The organism is Croceicoccus ponticola, from assembly GCF_004004515.1.
Lineage (GTDB): Bacteria > Pseudomonadota > Alphaproteobacteria > Sphingomonadales > Sphingomonadaceae > Croceicoccus > Croceicoccus ponticola.
On the sequence record NZ_RXOL01000001.1, the window covers coordinates 545021 to 560937 of the forward strand.

General features: G+C 61.5%; 16 protein-coding genes. 9 read left to right on the forward strand and 7 right to left on the reverse strand.

Going from position 1 to position 15917, the window contains the following annotated elements; genetic code table 11:
* The first annotated feature begins 52 nt into the window (after positions 1 to 52).
* Together phaR and proS are read left to right on the forward strand one after the other, a co-directional pair.
* On the forward strand, positions 53 to 664 hold the full coding sequence (gene phaR, locus EKN06_RS02645; protein WP_127611312.1) for a polyhydroxyalkanoate synthesis repressor PhaR: 612 nt from the start codon (positions 53 to 55) through the stop codon (positions 662 to 664).
* Positions 665 to 805: 141 nt separating this feature from the next.
* Positions 806 to 2347 carry a proline--tRNA ligase gene (gene proS, locus EKN06_RS02650; protein ID WP_127611313.1) on the forward strand — a complete coding sequence of 514 codons (1542 nt, stop codon included), beginning with the start codon at positions 806 to 808 and terminating at the stop codon, positions 2345 to 2347.
* Positions 2348 to 2373: 26 nt separating this feature from the next.
* On the opposite strand, the gene EKN06_RS02655 is transcribed toward proS, so the two are convergent.
* Together EKN06_RS02655 and EKN06_RS02660 are read right to left on the reverse strand one after the other, a co-directional pair.
* Complete coding sequence (locus EKN06_RS02655; protein ID WP_127611314.1) at positions 2374 to 3600, reverse strand: VOC family protein; 1227 nt, start codon at positions 3598 to 3600, stop codon at positions 2374 to 2376.
* An 8-nt stretch (positions 3601 to 3608) separates the two neighbouring features.
* The gene (locus EKN06_RS02660) at positions 3609 to 5630 is read right to left on the reverse strand and encodes a M3 family metallopeptidase (protein WP_127611315.1); all 2022 of its coding nucleotides are present in this window, start codon (positions 5628 to 5630) and stop codon (positions 3609 to 3611) included.
* Between the two features lie 165 nt (positions 5631 to 5795).
* Between EKN06_RS02660 and EKN06_RS02665 the strand changes: the two genes are divergently transcribed.
* Positions 5796 to 8123 (forward strand): ribonuclease R family protein, encoded by a 2328-nt coding sequence (locus tag EKN06_RS02665; protein ID WP_205693824.1) that lies wholly within the window; start codon positions 5796 to 5798, stop codon positions 8121 to 8123.
* Positions 8124 to 8127: 4 nt separating this feature from the next.
* Here EKN06_RS02665 and EKN06_RS02670 read toward each other — a convergent pair whose 3' ends face one another.
* Positions 8128 to 8583: a universal stress protein gene (locus EKN06_RS02670; RefSeq protein WP_127611950.1), complete on the reverse strand. Its 456-nt coding sequence runs from the start codon at positions 8581 to 8583 to the stop codon at positions 8128 to 8130.
* Between the two features lie 160 nt (positions 8584 to 8743).
* Here EKN06_RS02670 and EKN06_RS02675 point away from each other — a divergent pair, with 160 nt between their 5' ends.
* From EKN06_RS02675 to EKN06_RS02690, 5 genes are all read left to right on the forward strand, one after another.
* Positions 8744 to 10036, forward strand: coding sequence for a pyruvate dehydrogenase complex dihydrolipoamide acetyltransferase (locus EKN06_RS02675; protein WP_127611317.1), 1293 nt, complete (start codon positions 8744 to 8746; stop codon positions 10034 to 10036).
* Positions 10037 to 10041: 5 nt separating this feature from the next.
* Positions 10042 to 10440, forward strand: a complete 399-nt coding sequence (locus tag EKN06_RS02680; RefSeq protein WP_240654566.1) for an acyl-CoA thioesterase — start codon at positions 10042 to 10044, stop codon at positions 10438 to 10440.
* Between the two features lies 1 nt (position 10441).
* Positions 10442 to 11854: a dihydrolipoyl dehydrogenase gene (gene lpdA / locus EKN06_RS02685; protein ID WP_127611318.1), complete on the forward strand. Its 1413-nt coding sequence runs from the start codon at positions 10442 to 10444 to the stop codon at positions 11852 to 11854.
* 106 nt (positions 11855 to 11960) lie between these two features.
* Positions 11961 to 12125: a hypothetical protein gene (locus EKN06_RS15555; protein ID WP_164843908.1), complete on the forward strand. Its 165-nt coding sequence runs from the start codon at positions 11961 to 11963 to the stop codon at positions 12123 to 12125.
* Between the two features lie 49 nt (positions 12126 to 12174).
* Positions 12175 to 12819, forward strand: coding sequence for a YitT family protein (locus EKN06_RS02690; RefSeq protein WP_127611319.1), 645 nt, complete (start codon positions 12175 to 12177; stop codon positions 12817 to 12819).
* A 12-nt stretch (positions 12820 to 12831) separates the two neighbouring features.
* On the opposite strand, the gene EKN06_RS02695 is transcribed toward EKN06_RS02690, so the two are convergent.
* Positions 12832 to 13485 (reverse strand): hypothetical protein, encoded by a 654-nt coding sequence (locus EKN06_RS02695; RefSeq protein ID WP_205693795.1) that lies wholly within the window; start codon positions 13483 to 13485, stop codon positions 12832 to 12834.
* Between the two features lie 79 nt (positions 13486 to 13564).
* Between EKN06_RS02695 and EKN06_RS02700 the strand changes: the two genes are divergently transcribed.
* Positions 13565 to 14026: a PilZ domain-containing protein gene (locus EKN06_RS02700; protein WP_127611320.1), complete on the forward strand. Its 462-nt coding sequence runs from the start codon at positions 13565 to 13567 to the stop codon at positions 14024 to 14026.
* Between the two features lie 42 nt (positions 14027 to 14068).
* Here EKN06_RS02700 and EKN06_RS02705 read toward each other — a convergent pair whose 3' ends face one another.
* From EKN06_RS02705 to copD, 3 genes are all read right to left on the reverse strand, one after another.
* Positions 14069 to 14473, reverse strand: coding sequence for a hypothetical protein (locus EKN06_RS02705; protein ID WP_127611321.1), 405 nt, complete (start codon positions 14471 to 14473; stop codon positions 14069 to 14071).
* Positions 14474 to 14742: 269 nt separating this feature from the next.
* Positions 14743 to 14931, reverse strand: a complete 189-nt coding sequence (locus EKN06_RS02710; protein WP_127611322.1) for a hypothetical protein — start codon at positions 14929 to 14931, stop codon at positions 14743 to 14745.
* Between the two features lie 124 nt (positions 14932 to 15055).
* Entirely contained in the window at positions 15056 to 15913 is an 858-nt protein-coding gene (copD, locus tag EKN06_RS02715) for a copper homeostasis membrane protein CopD (RefSeq protein ID WP_164843909.1), read from the reverse strand.
* Positions 15914 to 15917 lie beyond the last annotated feature (4 nt).

Consider the following 15917-nt stretch of genomic DNA (forward strand, 5'->3'; position numbering starts at 1 on the left):
TTGCAGCAAACATGCAGCACTAAAGCTGCGGTAAGAGGAGGCGCGGGTTTCTGTGGCTGATTCCGAAAAATCCGATGATTTGATCATCATCAAGAAATACGCGAACCGGCGTCTCTACAACACCGATTCCTCCAGCTATATTACGCTGGATCATCTTGCCGGAATGACGCGCAATGGCGTCGATTTTCAGGTCATCGACGCCAAGAGCGGCGCCGATATCACGCATCAGATTCTTACACAGATTATCATGGACGAAGAAGCGGCGGGCGGCTCGCACATGCTGCCGGTCAGTTTCCTGCGCGATCTCATCGGCATGTACGGCAATTCGATGCAGTCGATGATCCCGCACTATCTCGAAATGTCGATGCAGCATTTCCGCGAAAACCAGCTGAAGATGCGCAAGGCGCTCGAGGACAGCATAGGCACCAATCCGCTCGCCAAGCTGGCGCAGCAGAATATGGCGATGTTCCAAGCCGCGACCGAAGCTTTCATGGCGGGCAGCCCCGGCGCGACGGGATCTTCGACAGGCGGATCGTCGACAGGCGGATCGTCGGGAGTGTCGGCCGACGCTTCGACGGAGCTGGAAAAGAAGGACGGCGATATCGACGCGCTGCGCAAGCAGATGGCGGAAATGAAGCAACAGCTGGACAAGCTCGCCAAATAGCATCGCGCTTGGCAAGTGGGCCCACCCCGCATAGGGGCCGGGCGTCCGGTGAACGGGGCGGCCAGTGGCTGCCCCGATTGCGTTAGGGCCACGGCAAGCACTATCCACCCAACCCCAATCTTTTTTCAAGGCAGAGCAACCTTGTCGAACTCCAATATCCGCCACGCACTCGATGTCACCCGTGAAGCCGACTTTGCCGCATGGTACCAGGCCGTGATCGCCCAGGCGGACATGGCCGAAGAATCGGGGGTCCGCGGTTGCATGGTGATCAAGCCGTGGGGCTACGGCATCTGGGAACGCATCCAGCGCGTACTGGACGACGCGATCAAGGCGACCGGACACGAAAATTGCTATTTTCCGCTGTTCATCCCGCTGTCGTTCTTTGCCAAGGAGGCGGAGCACGTTGAAGGCTTCGCCAAGGAAATGGCGGTCGTCACCCATCATCGTCTGAAGTCGGAAAACGGCACGCTTGTCGTCGATCCCGAAGCCAAGCTGGAAGAACCGCTGGTCGTGCGGCCCACGTCGGAAACCGTGATCGGTCAGGCCATGAGCCGCTGGGTGCAGTCGTGGCGCGACCTGCCCCTTTTGATCAACCAGTGGGCCAACGTCGTGCGCTGGGAAATGCGCACCCGGATGTTTCTGCGCACGAGCGAATTCCTGTGGCAGGAAGGGCATACAGCCCACGCCGACAGGGACGATGCGATGGTCGAGACGCTGAAGATGCTCGAGGTTTACCGCAGCTTTGCCGAAGACGTGCTCGCGATGCCGGTTATCGCGGGTGAAAAGCCGGAGAACGAGCGTTTCCCCGGCGCCGTCGCGACATATTCGATCGAGGCGATGATGCAGGACGGCAAGGCGCTGCAGGCAGGTACGTCGCACTATCTCGGCACCGGTTTCGCAGAGGCGGCGGACATTCGTTACCAGGATCAGAACGGCCAGCAGGCGCTCTGCCATACGACCAGCTGGGGCGTGTCGACCCGTATGATCGGCGGGGTCATCATGGTCCATGGCGACGATGACGGGCTGCGCGTGCCGCCGCGGATCGCGCCGCATCAGATCGTGATCCTGCCGATGCTGCGCGACAAGGACGGCGATGCCGAGATCCTCGATTACTGCGAAAAGATACGCATGACGTTGACCGATCACGATGCTTTTCGCGAGCCTGTTCGCGTGCTGCTCGACAGCAAACCGGGCAAGGTTGCGCAAAAACGATGGGACTGGGTGCGCAAGGGCGCGCCGATCATCGTCGAGGTCGGCCCCCGCGACATGGAAAACGGAAAGGTCGCAGTGCTGCGCCGCGACCGCATGTGGCGCGAAGACGGCAAGCCCGACTTCGAATTTCAGGAGCGGGACGATTTCCTGTTCTGCGCCGCGGGTATGCTGGAAGATATCCAGACCACCCTGTTCGAACAGGCGAAGCAGCGCCGCGATGAGAACATCCGCGCCGACATCGTGGATTTCGACGGGCTCACTGCTTATTTCGACGGATCGGACAAGCCGGGCTGGGTAAAGATTGCATGGTCGCGCCCGACCGGCGCCGCACTTGATGCTGTGGTCGAAAAGCTCAAAGCGCTGAAGCTGACGATCCGCAACACGCCCATAGGCGAAGACAGACCCGAGGCGGCCTGCTTCTTCACTGGCGAGGATTCGGTCGAGACGATCTACGTAGGCAGATCGTATTAAGGATCGATCGCGCTAAACCTCGCGATTCAGGTGGCGGAGGGTTCGTCCGTCTGAGCCGCGTAAAGCGCAAACATGTCGGCCACCGGTATGCCAAGCGCAGTTTCGAATTGCGCCTGGCTGCCGCTGGTCACGACTTCGTCGCGTGCTCCGTCGCCAAGATTCGATCGGAAGATGCCGGCCGCGCTGACCGGTAGAAAATCTTCCCACACCAGCGGTTCTGGACCCGTATCGCTATCGCGGAAATAGGCAAGAGCTTCGGATCGCAACGTGTTCCAGTCGTCAGGGAAGGGTGCGAAAGCCGCCGCAAGGTTGGCATCGTAATCGTCCGCCACATCCGATACATCGGCAAGGCAGCGATCGTAGAGCGCGCGACCCTTTGGCGTCAGTGCCGCGCCGCGCTGTTCGATTTCCCCGAAACGGGCAGTATGCGAACCGCCTTCGCCGCCGGCGAAGCGGATGGGTTCAGACAGAGCCTTGAAGCTCGTCTGGCGCAGCAGGATCGGGCATTGACGGCGCGGCGGCCCTTCGATCCTGTCTTTCGCGTCGATCCCGCGCGCGCGCATTTCTGCCTGCGTCGCATCGATGTCGAGCGTACGCGGGGTCAGGTGATTGATGTGCGGCCCCTTGAAACAGACGATGTCCGCGATCAGCGGATGCTGCGCCCGCAGTCGCAGATATTCCGCTTCCTTCACCCTAGATTCCGCGTGCCAGCGAAACACATCCAGCCCTTCGGCAAGAAAGACCGAGGCGTCGCCCTCATCCAACCCGCCGTCCGCCTCTGCCTTGGCGACGAGATCGAGCAGGCGTTCGGAACAGATTCGGCGCGAGGCCAGCGCCTGCGCCGCGCTGTCGCGCAAGTCCGCGTCGGCGATCAGGTCCAGCCTCAACAGCGAGCAGAACATGCGAAACGGATTGGCCGAAAGCGCCGCCTGCGTAACCGGACGGAAGGCGGTTGAATGGACCGGCAGTCCCGCCTGGGCCAGGTCGTAATAGCCGACCGGCACCATCCCTAGCACCGCGAAGAACCGCCGCATCTGCGCCAGTTCCTCACCCGTGCCGACCCGGATCGCACCGTGCCGTTCTTCCGAAATGCGGGCATTGTCCCGGCTGGCCAGATCGGGTGCGGTGCGGGCGTTCACATCTGCGACAATGGCAAGCAGGTCCGCATATAGCGGCACCTCCGTGCGGTACATCGCCGACATCGCGGCGCTGAAACGGGCGCGCAACGTGTCGCTCGATACGAAGTCGGCCATTTCCGTTCTCACTTCGCTTCGGCGGCTTCGGCCATCTTGGCGCGGTAGGCGTCCAGCGTGACCGGGCGACCGAGGAAATCGTTCACCAGGTCGGCAGCAGGCTTCGACCCCCCGGGCGCGAGGACGAGTTCGCGATAGGCGCGCGCCGTGGCTACATCGCCAAGCCCGGCCGCCTTGAACCGTGTGAACAGGTCGAGTGCAACGGCATTCGACCACATGTATGTGTAATAGCCTGCCGCATAGCCGTTCAGATGACCCCATGCAGCCGGTGCGTGGACGTTGTCGGGCACGCCGTTGAGGTCGTATTCCTCCATCTTTTCACGATAGGTCGCGTCGATATCGTCGCTCAATGGTGCTCGGTGATAGGCGAGCGAGGCGTTCGACAGTGCAAGTTGACGGTCGAACCATGCGCCTTGGTCGAAATTGCGCGCCTTGTTCATTTTGGCGACCAGTTCGCGCGGGATGACTTCGCCCTTTTCGTTCTTCGCAAAGGTGGCGAGCGTATCGTAGTCGAACATCCATTCCTCGAGCATCTGGGACGGCGCTTCGACGAAGTCCCACTCCACGCTCATCATGTTGGTCCCGGCATAGTTCGTCTTGCCGAACAGCATGTGCAGCAGGTGGCCGAATTCGTGGAAGAATGTCTTTACCGAATCGTGCGTCATCAGCCCCGTGTCGTATCCGCCCTGGGGCAGGTTCATGACCAGCGCGGCCATCGGGATCGATTCGCCGACAATGGCCGCACGCAGCGGGATGGCATTGCCGTGCTTGTACTTGCCCTCACGCGGGTGACTGTCGAGGAAGAACCGGCCGATGACCTTGCCGTTTTCCGAAATCTCGTAAGCTTCTGCGTCTTCGTGCCAAAGCGGGGTGTCCCACGGCGTGACCTGCACCCCGAACAGGCGCTCCGTCAAGTCGAATACGCCCTGCCGGGTGTTGTCATAAGTCAGATAGCTGCGCAGTTCCTGCGGATCGAGGTCGTAGTCGCGCTCCTTTACCTTCTCGCCAAGCCAGACATTGTCGAAGCTGCGGAACAGCTGTTTTCCGGGGCGCAATTCGTCAAGCAAGGCCTGCTTGCGCGCATAGTCGGCCTTGGCGGCGGGAAGTGCGGCTTCGACCATCCCGTCGAGCAGGGCCTTCACCTTTTCCGGAGTATCGACCATTCGGTCCTGCAGCATCTTGCTGGCGAAATCGGGATAGCCCATCACTTCAGCCAGCTCCTGCCGCTTGGCGAACAGCTGCTTCAGGACTTCGTTGTTTTGGGGATAGGCGCGAGAATTGTACACGCGCGAAAGCCGTTCGCGCAGCGCGTCGTTGTCGGCATAGGATCGCACCGGGACATAGTCTGGGTAATCCGTGGTCAGCGTGATCAGCCCATCGGGACCCGGCGGGTGGGCGGCAATAAAGTCGGCGGGCAGGCCGTTCAGTTCGGACGGCAACGCCTTGATCGAACCCGTGCTTTCCGCGATGTTGCGATCGAATTCGGCGCCCAGCTTCGAAATTTCGTCGTTGAGCGCTTTGACCTTCGCGCGCTTGTCCGCGTCGAGCGCCACGCCGCCCAGCTTGTAATCGCGCAAGGTCTTGGCGAGGTAGTTCCGCGTTTCGGTGTCGGCACCGCTGGCGTCGATTGCGCTCAACCGATCAAAGACGGGGCGCGAAAGGCTCAGCCGGCTGTCCGCCTCTTCGATCCGCACTTCGCAGGTCGATGCAGCGGCGCGTTCCTCGGCCGTGTTCATGACTTCACGATAAAGCGCGAATTCGCCCGATCCGGACTGCAACAGGTCGACGATCGCATCGTAGCTCGCCAAAGTCGAACCAACGGTCGCCGGGCCGGTTTTCTTGGCCAATGCAGTGAACTGCTTTTCAAATCCGGCGATATAATCGTCACAACGCTTCGCGATCGGTCCGGGGCCGCCGGGCTGCGCCAGCAAATCTGCGGCGATAGGCGAAGCCTTGCCCTCTGCGGCAGCGGCGGGGGCGGCCAGCATCGTGGCAGCCAGCAAAGATGCGGCGAGATACTTCATCGACATCGCGGATGGAATCCTCTGTTTGGTAATTTATGAAACGATCTAGCGGCGTGATACGCGTGGGGCAATCCAATCGTCTGGATTAGTTCGGGCACGGTTATTCGGTAACGAACGCGGCAAACGCCGTTGCACCTTGCGCAAGCGCGCCCGCGCGCTCACATGACTGACATGCCCAAACCGACGAAGCGTCCACACGGCCTGCCCAACAAAGAGCAGGTGATGGAATTCATCCGCAATTCCGAAACCCCCGCTGGCAAGCGCGAGATTTCGCGTGCGTTCGGCCTGTCCGGTCAGGAAAAGATCGCGCTGAAAGCGCTGTTGCGCGACATGGCCGACGAAGGCTTGATCGATGGTGACCGGCGTGCTTTCCACCGCATGGGCGGGGTGCCGAAGGTAACCGTGCTGCGTGTTGTCGACATCGACGAGGGCGAGGCCATCGGCATTCCCGACAGCTGGCAACCCGATGACGCAATCCCCCCGCCGCGCATCCGCCTGATCGAGGGCAAGGGGCGCGCCAAGGGACAGGGCAAGGGCCGGGCAACGCATGGTGCGATGCCTGCCCTTCGTCGCGGCGATCGCGTGCTTGCTCGCACCGAAGAGACCGGCACGGGCTGGATCGGTCACCCGATGAAAAAGCTGCCGCAGGCGCACGAATCGCTGATGGGCATCGTCGAGATCGACGGCACCGGAAAAGGCTGGCTTGCCCCCATCGACAAATCGATCCGTTCGTCGATGCCCATCGCCGATCTTGGCGGCGCGGTGAAGGGCCAGCTGGTCCTTTCCGAGCCTGCCAGCAAATCGCCGCGCGCAGGGGTGAAGGTCGTTCAGGTGCTGGGCGATCCGTTGGCGCCGCGGTCTTATTCGCTGATCGCGATCCACAAATATGGCATCCCGCACGAATTCCTGCCCGAAGCGCTGGACGAAGCCGATGCCGCGGCCAAGCTTCCGTTGAGCGAGGACCGGCGCGAAGACCTTCGCGCATTGCCGATCGTTGCCATTGATCCCGCCGACGCGCGCGATCACGATGACGCGATCTGGGCCGCGCCCGACGACGATCGGGCGAACAAGGGCGGCTGGAAGGCGCTGGTCGCCATTGCCGACGTGTCGTTCTACGTCCGTCCCGGTTCCGCCGTCGACCGAGAGGCGAGGAAGCGCGGCAACTCCGTCTATTTCCCCGACCGCGTCGTGCCGATGTTGCCCGAGGTGCTTTCCGCCGACGTCTGTTCGCTGGGCGAGGGCGAGGCGAGGGCGGCAATGGCGTGCCACATGACCATCGATGCAGAAGGCCGGGTGAAGGACTGGCGCTTTACCCGCGCCATCGTCCAGATCGCCGAGGTGCTGGCTTACGAAGACGCGCAGGCCCGCATCGACGACGACAGTGCCGCCGAACATCTGAAGCATCTGTGGGCTTGCTGGAAAACACTTCACGCCGCGCGGATCGCGCGCGATCCACTGGAGCTGGACCTGCCGGAACGGCGCGTGATGTTGGACGAAAAGGGCCGCATCACCGAAGTCGCCGTGCGCGAACGGCTGGACGCGCATCGGGTGGTCGAAGAATACATGATCGCCGCCAATGTTGCTGCGGCCAAGGCGCTGGAAGCCAAGGCCGCGCCCGTCGTCTATCGCGTCCACGAGCCGCCGAGCCGCGAAAAGCTGATGGCGCTCAAGGACTATCTTGCGACGATGGATCGCAAGTTGGCGCTGGGTCAGGTCATCACCCCGGGGCTGTTCAACCGCCTGATCAAGGATGTCGCCGACGAGGCCGAAAAGGCCCTGATCATGGAGCAGGTTCTGCGCAGCCAGACGCAGGCCTATTACGGTCCGCGCAACGCGGGGCACTTCGGCCTTGCGCTGGGTTCTTACGCTCACTTCACCTCGCCGATCCGGCGCTATTCCGACCTTCTGGTCCACCGCGCGCTGGTCGATGCCTATGGCCTCGAACAACCGCGTCCAGCCGATCACGTCATCCCCGCCACATCCGGCCTGTCGGATCGCGACCGCGGTTCGCTTGACCGCGTTACCGAAGCGATCAGCCAGACCGAACGTCGTGCCATGTCAGCGGAACGCGACACCATCGACCGCTATGTCGCCGCATGGTTGTCGGGGAAAGTCGGCGAAACATTCGACACGCGCGTCACCGGCGTTCAGAAATTCGGCCTGTTTGCGACCATCCTCGGCTTTGGCGGCGACGGGCTGGTTCCGGTTTCGATCCTGGGCGACGAACGCTTCAACTATGACGAACGCGCGCAAGTCCTGCGCGGAGAGCGTAGCGGGACCGAATATCGTTCGGGCGACCGGCTAAAGCTGCGATTGGCCGAGGCTAATCCGCTGACCGGCGCGCTGAAATTCGAACCGCCAGAGTACGAAGGTCGCATCGAACCGCGCGGCGGCAGGCCCCATGTGAAGCCAAAGCCCAACCGTCAGGACAAGACCGGTTTCATTCAGGGCAAGCGGGGCAGGCCGGGCAATATCCGGCACAAGGGCAGCAAACGCTGACGCGTCAGCTGAGCGCGTCGATCTGTTCGTCGCTCAGCCCACCGGGGATGATCATCAGCGGACAGGGCAACTGTCCCGCACGCTGGCCCGCAAAATGCGCCACCAGTGGCCCCGGTGCGCCTTCGGCAGCCGCACCCAGCACCAGCGCCGCCACTTCGCCATGTTCGACGAGGTAATCGGCTACGACCTTGGCCCCGTCGCCAACCTTCACCGAGATCGCAGGCATCCGGCCGCTTTCGTTGAGGAGGTTGCCGGCGGCCGCCATCACCAGCACTTCGGCACGACTTTTTGCCTCGGCCTCGATCGTAGCCTGAACGCCGCCGAACGCCACGAACTGCTGCTTGGGGACGAGAGCGATGATGTGCACGGCACCGTTGGTTTTCGCCGCGCGGCGCGATGCAAAACGCAAGGCAACGCGAGCTTCCGGCGTCTCATCCATGATGACCAGATAGACGCGCATCGTCATGGCTTGTGTTCTTGCAGTGTCGTCACCGTCCGATCGTTGCGCGATGGTTCATCATTTAGCAAGAAAAAGCAGGCTCACCCGACTTGACCCGCCCGCCCTTGCTGCGCAAAACCGCCACGTACTAAAAGCTTCCTCGCGACACCTAAGGATATCGATGGCGATCCAACTCAAGATGCCCGCTCTCTCTCCAACCATGGAGGAGGGCACGCTGGCCAAATGGCTGGTCAAGAAAGGCGACAAGATCGAACCGGGCGATATCATCGCCGAGATCGAGACGGACAAGGCGACGATGGAATTCGAAGCCATCGACGAAGGCATCGTGGCCGACATCGCCGTCGATGCAGGTACGGAAAACGTGAAGGTCGGCACGATCATCGCAACTCTGGCCGAAGAGGGTGAAGACCCTTCGCAAGTGTCTTCCGCGCCGACCCCTGTAGTTGAAAAGGCGCCTGTTGCTGAGAATGCACCTGTCGCTGAGCAAAAGACCGAAGCCACAGCCGAAGCTGCCCCGGTGAAGAGCGAGCCTGCGACATCAGTTGCAGCGAGCACGCCTGCAGCCGGTGGCGAGCGCGTGATCGCATCCCCGCTCGCTCGCCGTATCGCAACGTCGCGCAACATCGACCTGACTGCGATCAAGGGTAGCGGCCCGCACGGCAGGATCGTCAAGGCTGACATCGACGGTGCAAAGGCATCCGCCGCCGCGAAACCCGCCGCGGCGGCTACTCCCGCAACGCCGGCCGCCGCGCAGGATTTCGGCATTCCGCACACGGCGGAAAAACTGTCGAGCATGCGCAAGACCATTGCGCGCCGCCTGACGGAATCGAAACAACAGGTTCCGCACATCTACCTGACCGTCGATATCCGGCTGGATGCGTTGCTCAAACTTCGCGCCGAACTGAACGATAGCCTTGCCAGCAGCGGCGTGAAGCTGTCGGTCAACGACCTGCTGATCAAGGCTCTGGCCAAGTCGTTGGTCGCGGTGCCCAGCTGCAACGTGCAGTTTGCGGGCGACCAGTTGCTCAGCTTCAGCCGCGCCGACATTTCGGTCGCCGTGTCGATTCCGGCGGGCCTTATCACGCCAATTATTGTCGATGCGGGCGACAAGACGGTGTCGAAGATCGCGACCGAGATGAAGGATCTTGCCGGACGCGCGCGCGAAGGCAAATTGCAGCCGCACGAATTCATGGGCGGCACGGCCAGCCTGTCGAACATGGGCATGTACGGGATCAAGCAGTTCGAAGCGGTCATCAACCCGCCCCAAGGCATGATCATGGCCATCGGCGCGGGCGAAAAGCGGCCCTATGTCATCGAAGACACGCTTCAGATCGCCAGCGTGATGTCGGCCACGGGCAGCTTCGACCACCGCGCCATCGACGGTGCGGACGGCGCACAACTGATGAAGGTGTTCAAGGACCTGATCGAAAAGCCGATGGGGCTGCTCGCCTGATGTCGATGGCGACGGTCGATCCCGTCATCCGGGTCACCGCCATGCCGGCCGACACCAACCCTTATGGCGGCGTGTTCGGCGGCTGGTTGATGAGCCAGATGGCGTTGGGGGCAGGATCGATTGCCTCACGTCATGGGCACGGCACGGCTGTCGTTATCGGCGCCACGGACTTCCGGTTTCCGGGTAAGATGGATGTGGGCGACGAATTGTCGATCTACGCCGAGATCGTCCGGGAGGGTAATACCTCTCTGAATATCGAGGTGCGCGGCATTTCGCGCGAACGTAACGGTGAGGCGACGAAAGAAGTGTGCGCAGGCATCTTCACTTTCGTGGTCATTGATGAAACAGGGCGCCCGCGCGCGGTGAGAAACCGCCCGGCGCTGAATACTGGGCAGGAGCTTTAAGATGTCGGCAAGCTATGACGTGATCGTGCTGGGTTCGGGACCCGGCGGCTATGTCGCGGCGATCCGCGCGGCACAGTTGGGGCTCAAGACCGCGATCGTCGAACGCGAGCTGCTCGGCGGGATTTGCCTCAACTGGGGCTGCATCCCGACCAAGGCGCTGTTGCGTTCGGCCGAAGTGTACCACTTCATGCAGCACGCGAGCGATTATGGCCTCGCCGCCAAGGAGATCAGCGCGGACCTTGAGGCGGTGGTCAAGCGCAGCCGCGGCGTCGCTTCGCAGCTGAACAAAGGTGTTACGCACCTGATGAAGAAGAACAAGATCACGGTGCACATGGGAGAGGGGACGCTGAAGTCCGCGACCAGCATCGAGGTCAAGGGCAAGGACGGCGCCGAGACGATCAGCGCCAAGCATGTCATCGTCGCCACCGGCGCGCGTGCCCGCGAGCTTCCGTTCGCCAAAGCCGACGGCGACAAGGTGTGGACTTATCGCCATGCCATGACGCCCAAGGAAATGCCGACCAAGCTGTTGGTCATGGGATCGGGCGCCATCGGCATCGAATTCGCCAGTTTCTACAACGATCTTGGCGCGGACGTGACCGTGGTCGAAATGCTGGATCGGATCGTTCCGGTCGAGGACAAGGACGTCTCCGCCTTCCTTGAAAAGGCGCTGACGAAGCAAGGCATGACAATCATGACGGGCGCGGGCGTCGAGGCGATCGATGCATCGGGCAAGGGCGTGAAAGCCAAGATCAAGGGTAAGGACGGCAAGGTCGCCGAGCATGAATTCAGCCACGTCATCTCTGCCGTCGGCATCGTGCCTAATACCGAGAATATCGGGCTGGAGGCGGTCGGCGCAAAGCTGGATCGTGGATTTATTCAGATCGACGATCTGGGGCGCACCGGGGTCAAGGGCCTGTGGGCCATCGGCGATTGCACGCCCGGCCCGTGGCTGGCGCACAAGGCGAGCCACGAAGGCGTGTCCGCTGCCGAAGCGATCGCGCAGGAGCTTGGCAACAAGGAGGTTCACCCGCACGGGCTGGATCGCAACAACATTCCAGGCTGCACATATTGCCATCCGCAGATCGCCAGCGTCGGCATGACCGAGGAAAAGGCGAAGGAGGCCGGTTACGAGGTGAAGGCCGGCACGTTCCCCTTCATCGGGAACGGCAAGGCCATCGCGCTGGGCGAGCCCGAAGGGTTCGTGAAGACGGTGTTCGACGCCAAGACCGGCGAACTGCTGGGCGCGCATATGATTGGCGCAGAAGTCACCGAAATGATCCAGGGCTTCGTCGTGGGCAAGACGCTGGAGACTACCGAAGCTGAATTGATGCAGACCGTGTTCCCGCATCCCACGATCAGCGAATCCATGCATGAAAGCGTGCTCGCCGCCTATGGCCGGGCGGTTCATATCTAATCGCTTTCCCTCGTCCCGGCGCGGCGCGATTTCGCTTTGCCGCCGTGCCGGGAACCGAAGCTATCGTCCTGTATTTCCAAGTCATAACCGACTTGGGAGCAGGCAGATGGAATTCGAGATTTGCGATCACGATACGTTGCCTTGGCGGGACGAGCACGCGCCCGCCGTTCGCCAGCTTGAGCGGAAGATCGCCGCAAGACAGCAAGCGGACGAGGTTTATGCAGATCCCTATGAAGGACTGCGCGAACCGATCGTCCAGCTCACCCAATAGGAAGGTTGACGCGCTTGTAAGCTTCCCCTTGCTGAGCTAGCGGCGCGGGATGGAAGACGAGAAGATCGACAGGGTGGTCGAAGAGGCTACGTTTCCGCAACCGCGCCCGCACAGTCTTGCCGAAGACATCTACGGTCTGGCCACAGGTTCGGTCCTCATGGCGATCGGACTTACCCTGATGAAGGCGAGCGGAATCGTCACGGCCGGCATGGGCGGCGTTGCGCTCCTTGTTTCCTATCTCTTTCCTATCACCGTCGATGCCGCATTCTGGCTGCTCAACATGCCGTTCTTCATCCTGGCATGGAGCGCGCTTGGCCGGGATTTCTTCGTGAAATCGGTGGCCGCGGTGACCTTGGTGTCCATCTCCGTCGCGATCACTCGGCTGTCGGTAGAGATCGATAGCGTCCATCCCGCCTTTGCCGCCCTTGCCGGCGGCACCGCATCGGGCGCAGGAATCCTCGCGATGTTGCGGCACAAGGCGGGCGTCGGCGGCGTTACTATCCTGTCGATCTGGCTGCAAAAGAAAATGGGCTGGAGCGTCGGCTGGATGAGCTTCGTGCTGGATGCCGCTATCATCATCGTAGCAATCGTGGCGATCCCGTCGGAGCTTGCGATCTATTCCGTTTTGAGCGTGGCGGCGGTCAGCGGCATCCTTATCGCCTATCACAAGCCGGGACGTTACACCGGCTACTGACCGCCGTGATTTTTACCCGCGGTCGAGGTGTTCGACCCGCGAAATGGGTTTTGGCTGCGCGATATCGTGATCCGAAGGGATCGGGCGCGATATCACCGGATCGGCGTGGACAACCTGATCCTCGGGCTGTGCAACGTCGGAAACGAGTTCGTCGAAAAGCGCTTCGTAATGGATCATGGCTTGACGCAGGTCTTCGGTGGATGCCTGTCCGTGCGACTGACGATCTGCGATTTCGTGTCCGGCCATATAATGGCGCGCAACCTCAGCGTGGCCGACCGTCAGGTCTTCGTGGCGGCGGTCGAAATCAGCCATGGGATAGCCCTTGGTCTTCATGACCTTGGCCAGCAGCCGATCGGCGTGCAGCACTGCTTCTGCCGGACTTTCAACGAAAACCGCCTTCACATCATGCCATTCGCTTGAATATTCATCGCGTTGAGTGGCGGAAAGCGGGCGAATGTCGAGACTGGCGACGCGGCGTTCGCGTTCTTCGAGTGCGGCTTCCGCCTTGCCAGCATGTCCGACGGTTTCAACCGTCCGGTCATATTCGTCGCCAAACTTGTCGCGAAGATTTGCGGTGCGGCGGCGCGCAGCGAGATACCAGACCAGGACGGCTGCAATCACGAAGACCGCGATTAGGACCCAGATCAGTGGATTGACACCATTCACGGCTCTTCTCCTTTGTTTTTCAGCTCTTCCGTCGTCCTTCCAACTGACCGCCTGCTCGCCTGTTCCCGGTAGGTGTCCGATGCCGGGACAGGGGCGCGCGGACATGGTTACCAAAATTGTAACCGTTGACCCGATCCGTGATGGTGTGCCCGCTGAAAACGTTGGAAGGAATTACGGCATGCAGTGCCGCCAGGAAGAACGCCTTGCGCTTTACGCGCCGTGTCAGGTCAGATCGGGTCCCGGTCTTTCCCAACGCGCGACCGTCTCCGATATTTCGGCAGAGGGATGCGCGCTAAGATCGCCGCGCCTCCGCTTTCGCCGCACCGAGGAGGTTGAGGTGACCTTTGGCAAAACCCGAACCCTGATTGCGGAAGTGCGCTGGAGCCGGTTGGGCGAAGCCGTGGGATTGCGCTTCAAGCGACCACTGAATCGCGGCGATGTGCATCAGATCGCAAAGGAAGTGAGGCGCGCATCTATCAACTGTGTCGTCCCGCGCGCCGAAGTCGTCATCGACAAACCCGCCTTTCGACCGGTTTGCTGAATCAGGAATTGGGTTAGCTGATTGCGCGTCGAATCCGACGTGTCATTCTTGGTTTTCAGCTGCGCAATTGGCGACGCACGCCGTGCCGACGCCAGAGTTGATCCGCCCCGTCGTTCGGATTGATGAACCATTACCAAGTTTGTAGGTCGCCGCGTCCGTTCCTTCGAGTACGTCGACATCGGCCGGCAAGGTCCCTCCGAAACTAACCGAGCCGCCTTGTGCCCGCCTTGCATTCTGGCGCGGTGCGGGCCGTGTCGCGGCAATCGCATTGCTGGCGCGATTGACGCTGCGCACGATGGAATTGCCAAGCGATCGTTGCGCCCCGCCGGTCTGGCTGGAGCCCGACAGGATTGCCGCCGTCTCCGCAGCGTCCTGCGCCAGCGCCGGAGCGGGTAGGGATATGGCGAGAAGCCCGCTGCCAATCATGAAAAAGGCCCTGCCAGACATTGCTCGTTCTCCATCGACCATCGCGGAGAATGCCTTGTTTGCGTGTCGGGGACAAGGCGAGAGGCCAAACAAGGGTTGCCCGGATCCATTTCGTAGCCCCGTCAAGCAGAATGCACCGCTCGCATCGGATTAGCCGGTCATCAGGGAAGCAATCATCAATTCGATCGAAGTGCTTCCCGCGGGCAGGATCTCCGGCCGATCGATCTATTTTCATGTATGCCCGGCCAAATTCGCCATGGCCGGGCACAGGAAAGATTAGAACGTCTCGGCTATTGTTGCGGAAGCTGTCCGGTGTGATCGAGCCTTGTCCACACTTCGTCCATCGGTTCGATCACGGTGATGCTGCGGTTTTCGCCGAAGCGGATGCGCGTGCCTTCCTCGACCGGCGTAATAAACGTCACCGACGCGGCATTCACGATGGCGGGCACCCGGTCGGTGGCGGTGAATTTCACGAACATTCTCGGCTCTCCCAGTTGTTTGGGACGAGGCTAGCGGTTTGCTTGAAAGTTCATAGCCGAATTTTTGGCATGCGCATCGATTTCGCGCTGGACAAAAGTGAAGTTGAGATGGGCAAGGAACGCGTTAGAGTCCGGCCGGATCGCGCAGGCCCAGTGCCGCGACCAAGCCGAAGATGGCAATGGCGCTTCCGGTTTCCAGAATTAGCGATGTCCGAAGCCTGCCTTCCGCTCCTGGCAATTGCGCTGCGAGTTCCGGAGTCAGTTTCCAGCGGTTGAGGCCGGCAAATCCAAGCATTGCTGCAAAAAGAGCGATTTTTGCGGCCAGCATCAACGACCAGCCGCTCATAGGTTCCCAGCCAGAACGCGCAATCAGGATCGCGTTGGCCGTTCCCGTGACGACAAGGACAAGCACGATAATCGTGCCGGTTCGCGCAAATCGTTCGAGGCGATGGATTATCGGTCGCGTGTCGATCCGCCCACCCAGAGATGCCAGGAATACGATCAAGGCACCAAACCAGATCGCCGCAGCCAGCAAATGCAAACCGTCCGACAGGCGCTGAAACGTGCCGAGATCACCTTCCGCTGCACCGGCGTGGCCGGTCCAGGCGCCGGAGATCAGCACCAGCGCAGCGATGCCGGCAAGGAGGTCGGTACGAGGAGCAACGATGAGGGCGACGACAAAGGCTGCCAATCCGGCCAGCCTGACGGCAAGGACCGAGCCGAGCGGCGTGGCCGCCAGAACCGCCTGCAACGTGGGCCAATCCAGATCGGCGATCGGCATTGCGGCCATCCCGGCAACCGTTGCCGCAGCCCACCATACGCTGGCCAGCGCCGCCAGCACGGAGCCTATGCCCAAGGCCAGGCCCAGCCCGCGAGAAATCGATCGCTGACCGGCAAGGCGCAAGTAGAGGGGAAGGCCCGCAAGCCCAAGTGACAGGAGCAGGAGCGCAAATCGCGCAACGATTGCTGCTGTATCGGTCATGCGG